The 4,357-nt window shown below is 66.4% G+C and carries 6 protein-coding genes; 2 read left to right on the top strand and 4 right to left on the bottom strand.

What is annotated here, in order from left to right; translation table 11 throughout:
- A partial coding sequence (locus SE92_RS12705) for a LysR family transcriptional regulator (RefSeq protein ID WP_063203495.1) occupies positions 1-764 on the bottom strand: 764 nt, incomplete at its 3' end.
- 92 nt (positions 765-856) lie between these two features.
- Between SE92_RS12705 and SE92_RS12700 the strand changes: the two genes are divergently transcribed.
- Entirely contained in the window at positions 857-1,684 is an 828-nt protein-coding gene (locus tag SE92_RS12700; protein WP_063196007.1) for an MBL fold metallo-hydrolase, read from the top strand.
- Positions 1,685-1,692: 8 nt separating this feature from the next.
- Here the strand turns inward: SE92_RS12700 and SE92_RS12695 are convergent, their stop codons facing one another.
- The 3 genes from SE92_RS12695 to SE92_RS12685 all read right to left on the bottom strand — a co-directional run bounded on the left by SE92_RS12695 (position 1,693) and on the right by SE92_RS12685 (position 3,936).
- Positions 1,693-2,271 (bottom strand): amino acid synthesis family protein, encoded by a 579-nt coding sequence (locus tag SE92_RS12695; RefSeq protein ID WP_063196006.1) that lies wholly within the window; start codon positions 2,269-2,271, stop codon positions 1,693-1,695.
- A 7-nt stretch (positions 2,272-2,278) separates the two neighbouring features.
- A complete protein-coding gene (locus SE92_RS12690) occupies positions 2,279-3,142 on the bottom strand; it encodes a fumarylacetoacetate hydrolase family protein (RefSeq protein ID WP_063203494.1) in 864 nt (287 codons plus the stop codon).
- A gap of 92 nt (positions 3,143-3,234) precedes the next feature.
- Positions 3,235-3,936: a GntR family transcriptional regulator gene (locus tag SE92_RS12685; protein ID WP_063196005.1), complete on the bottom strand. Its 702-nt coding sequence runs from the start codon at positions 3,934-3,936 to the stop codon at positions 3,235-3,237.
- Positions 3,937-4,045: 109 nt separating this feature from the next.
- Between SE92_RS12685 and SE92_RS37115 the strand changes: the two genes are divergently transcribed.
- The coding region (locus tag SE92_RS37115) for an alcohol dehydrogenase catalytic domain-containing protein (protein WP_245324561.1) at positions 4,046-4,357 on the top strand (312 nt) is incomplete at its 3' end.

The raw sequence follows: 4,357 nt of genomic DNA, 5'->3' as shown, positions 1-4,357 counted from the left end.
GGCGCCGAGGCGCGGTAGGCGAGGCCGACCTCGCGCGTCACCTTGACTTCGATCTCGCGCACGGCGACGTCCGGATTGCCGCGCGCCACGCCCTCGGGGACGATGGCGATGCCGACCCCGGCTGCGACCAGCGCGATGGCCCAATCTTCCGATTGCGCGATCGCCGCGGTCTGGCGGCGCTGTGCATTGCGGCCGAAGAACGCGCTCTGCTCGCAATGGCAGCGGTCGATCAGCGGCACGCCGGCGAGATCGGCGGTGCGAAGCGTCTCCTTCAGCGTCAGCGGATGCGACGGCGGCAGCGCGGCGACATAGCGCTCGCTCCACAGCGCGACGAACTGCTCGTCCTTTCGCAGCATGCTTTTCGAGATGATGCGCGCATCGGCGGGCTCGTCGCTGCCGACGAGCCGGAGCGCGACGTCGCTGCGCGCCGTCAGGGGCTTGAGCAGCGCGATGGTCCGGGGCACGTCGAGCGTGCGCATCAGGCCGAGCGTGATCGTCGCCTTCGTGCTCGGTTTCTTGAACAGGCCGCGCGCCGCGTCGGTCTCGTCGATGATGCGGCAGGCGTGGGCGTGAAACTGCTCCGCCGAGGCGGTCGGCGCGACGCCCTTCTTGTGCCGGATGAACAAGGTGGTGCCGAGCTCGGCCTCGAGACTGGTGATCGCGGTCGAGATCGACGGCTGCGACACGAAGCAGGCCCGCGCGGCGGCGGTCAGACTGCGTTCGCGATAGACGGCGGCGAAGTAGCGAAGCTCGCGGATATCCATAGGAGTAACCTAGAGAACATATCAGTATTCGATATTTTACCTATGGATCGAACGATGACAAGACGTGCACTCATAACCGGCAGGGACACGCGATGAAGATCCTCCATCTCAACACCGGCACGATGTGCCCGATCGGCCGCCGCCTGGTGAACGGCACTGGGGGCCTTTTCCAGCGCGCCCGGCTGGTCTGCCACTGCCTGCTGGTCGAGACCAATGACGGGCTCGCCCTGGTCGACACCGGCATCGGCCTCGACGACATCGCAGCGCCCGGGCGGCTGGGCCGGCGCTGGGTGCGCCAGACCGCGCCAAGACTCGATCCCGCGGAGACGGCGGCCGAGCAGGTGAAGGCGCTCGGCTATTCCCTCGAGGACGTGCGCCACGTGTTGCTGACGCATCTCGACCGCGATCATGCCGGCGGCGTACCTGATTTTCCCCACGCCGCGATTCACGTCCATCGCGCCGAATACGACATGGCGGTGCTGCGCAAGCCGGCGCCGCCACAAGGGCGCTACGTCACGGGGCAGTGGAGCCACGGCCCGCATTGGTCATTCTATGGCGATGGCGGCGAGGATTGGTTCGGCTTCAAGGGCGTGCGCGCGCTCGGCGACCAAGAGGCGGACATCCTGATGATTCCGCTCGCCGGCCACACGCTCGGCCACTGCGGCATCGCGGTGCGATCAGGTGGCAAATGGCTGCTGCATGCCGGCGACAGCTACTTCCATCACGGCCAGCTCGACGCATCGCCGCGCGTGCCATTGATGCTAGGCTACTTCCAGCGCCGTGGCGACATGGACCGCGCCATGCGCATCGCCAACCAGGAGCGGTTGCGCGCGCTGAAGCGCGATCACGGCGATCGCGTGACGATCGTCAACAGCCACGATCCCGCCGATTACGAGCGCTGCCGCTGCGGCGCGCATTGAGCCCGCCGTCAGCGCTGCCCGTCATGCACGGAGATCTCGGAGGCCTTGAGGCCGCCGATGCGCGCGTGGGGGCGGCCGCCGGTGGCCATGACGAGGCCGAAGGCGATCTCGTCGCGCCTTGGCGCGTCCCACAGCGTCATCTCCGCGGTGCCGAAATGGCTGCGGACATAGGCGGCGTGGATGTGGCCGAGCGGCACCATCAGGCGCGTGCCAGGACCGCCGATCGTCTTCGCCGCCGGCACGATGGCCTTGGGTTGCCCCAGCACCTCGCGCATGCCGTGGCCGCCAGCTTCGTGCCAGACGGCGCCGTGCTCGAGCTCGCCGTCCTCACCGACGATGATGCCCTTGCCATAGGCTTCGATCTTCGCCGCGCCGCCGAGCTGCGCGATCAATCCGCTCGCGAGCTCGCGCCCGAGCTCACGCAAGGCCGCCTGGAACGGCATCAGGTCCGGCTCATAGCGGCCGGCAAAGGGATTGCGGATCACGGCAATGGCGGTGCCGACGAGCAGCGGCTTCTCCAGCCGGGGCCCGCGCTCGTGCCAGACGGTCTCGACGCCGAGCGCGGTCTTGCGAATGTCGTAGGCCATGCTCAAGCTAGGCCTCGTCCACGACGGGATTGCTGAGCACGCCGATATTCTCGATCTCGACCTCGACCACGTCGCCGGGCTTGAGGAAAACCGGCGGCTTGCGGGTGAAGCCGACGCCGGCCGGCGTGCCTGTCGCGATGACATCGCCGGGCACGAGGTCGAAGATGGTCGAGCAATATTCGATCAGCCGCGGGATCGAGAAGATCAGCATCGAGGTGTCGGAGGACTGCACGGTCGCCCCGTTGACGCGCGTCTCCAGTTTCAATTTCGTGGGATCGCCGATCTCGTCCGGCGTGACCAGCCACGGACCGAACGGGCCGGTGCCGACGAAGTTTTTGCCGGAAGCGATCTGCTGCGCATGGCGCTGCCAGTCGCGCACGCTGACGTCGTTGTAGATCGAGTAACCCGCGACATGACTCCACGCGTCGGCCTGGCTGATGTGACGGCCGCCCTTGCCGATGACGACCGCGAGTTCGCCCTCCCAGTCGAAATTGTCCGAGACCTTCGGCCGGATCACCGGCGCGTTGTGCGCAACTTGCGAGCGCCAGACCCGCAGGAAAATCGGCGGAAACTCCGTGATCTCGCGCTTCATGCCGAACGCCACGGCTTCGTTGTGGTGGTCCAGATAATTGCGCACGGCGCAAACGATCTTCTCGGGGCGCGGGATCACGGGAAGATATTTGATATCGCCCAGCGCAATGGTCGGCTTGTGCCCGGCGACGATGGCCTCGCGCTTCGCGTAATCGTCGCTGCCGAGAAAGTCCGCAAGCGCAGGGTATTGGGGCAGGGCACGTCCGAGATCGACCACGCCGTTTTCGACAACGGCGCCCCAGGTTTCCCGATTTCCGTCCACGAACGACAGCAGCTTCATGATCACGCCCCAAGGGTTCTGATTTTCGATTGATCCTATTATTTTCGAAAATCAGGCGCGACGCAAGCCCGCCGCGCGAAAATGCTGTCCGCCTATTCGGTATCGAGCAGGTGGGCGGCGTAGGTCGCGACGTTGTCGGCGGTCGAGCGGATATGGGCCTCGATCAATTGCACGGCGAGATCGGCATTGCGCGAGATCGCGGCCTGCATGATGGCCTGGTGCTCGCCGGCCTTGTCGCGCGGGCGCGGCCGGAAATTGGCCGACAGGTGCCGGTAGCGCTCGGCACGGTCGAACAGCTCGGCGCGAATGGCGAGCAACGTCGCCGAGCCGCAGGCCGAGACCAGCGCCTGGTGAAATTGGCGATGCGCGATCTTCCACTCGGGGTCGCGCAAGGGATGTTCGGGATCGCGCTGCTCGATTCGCTTCAATCTGTGCAGCGTCGAGATCACCGCGATTTCCCAATCGTCATCGCCCCTTTGAATCGAGCGGCGGATCAATTCCACCTCGACCAGCACGCGGGCGTCGGTGACCTCGATCAGATCCTGGCGGCTGACCGGCGCGACGCGAAAGCCGCGCTGCTCCTGCGCGTCGACCAGGCCTTCGGCGGCGAGCGCGGTCAGCGCCTCGCGCAGTGTCGTAAAGCTCGCGCCGAACCGCTCGCGCAGCACGTCGAAGCGCAGTGGCTCGCCCGGCGCAAGCGCGCAGGCAATGATCTCCTCGCGCAGCCGATGGGTGATGTCGGCGGCGATGGTCTTGCCGAATTCCTTGCGAGGGCGAATGGCGCTGTCGGGCATGGGCCTGCCAATGAATCGATGCCTCAACATGCCGCGCGAACGACCATCTTGCAATAATTTTCGTAAACGGTATGATTTTCGAAAATTAGGTCTGGGGAGCGCGAGAGACATGAGGGCAGTGCTGGTGCGTCAGCCGGGTGGGCCGGATGCACTTGAGGTGGTCGAGCTGCCGGTGCCTGCGCCGGGCCCTGGCCAAGTACAGATCCGAGCCGAGGCGTTCGGCGTCGGGCAGCCCGACGCGCTGATCCGGCGCGGCGTCTACAAATGGATGCCGCCGCTGCCGGCCAATCCCGGCAACGACGTCGCAGGGCGCATTTCCGCGCTCGGCTCCGGCGTCGAGGGCCTTGCGATTGGCCAGAAGGTGCTGCTCAGCGCCCGCGATCTCGCCCAGCGCGGCGGTTGCTACGCCGACTTTGTGGTC

Source organism: Bradyrhizobium sp. AT1, from assembly GCF_001590795.1.
GTDB lineage: Bacteria > Pseudomonadota > Alphaproteobacteria > Rhizobiales > Xanthobacteraceae > Bradyrhizobium.
The sequence above is the reverse complement of the archived record's forward strand: the minus strand, read 5'-3'. Positions and strand labels throughout refer to the sequence as shown.

What these genes read in the sequence shown, in the direction of transcription:
- SE92_RS12690 (WP_063203494.1), bottom strand. Translation starts at nt 3,142, where the DNA reads ATGAAGCTGCTGTCGTTCGTGGACGGAAATCGGGAAACCTGGGGCGCC.
- SE92_RS12685 (WP_063196005.1), bottom strand. Translation starts at nt 3,936, where the DNA reads ATGCCCGACAGCGCCATTCGCCCTCGCAAGGAATTCGGCAAGACCATC.
- SE92_RS12695 (WP_063196006.1), bottom strand. Translation starts at nt 2,271, where the DNA reads ATGGCCTACGACATTCGCAAGACCGCGCTCGGCGTCGAGACCGTCTGG.
- SE92_RS12700 (WP_063196007.1), top strand. Translation starts at nt 857, where the DNA reads ATGAAGATCCTCCATCTCAACACCGGCACGATGTGCCCGATCGGCCGC.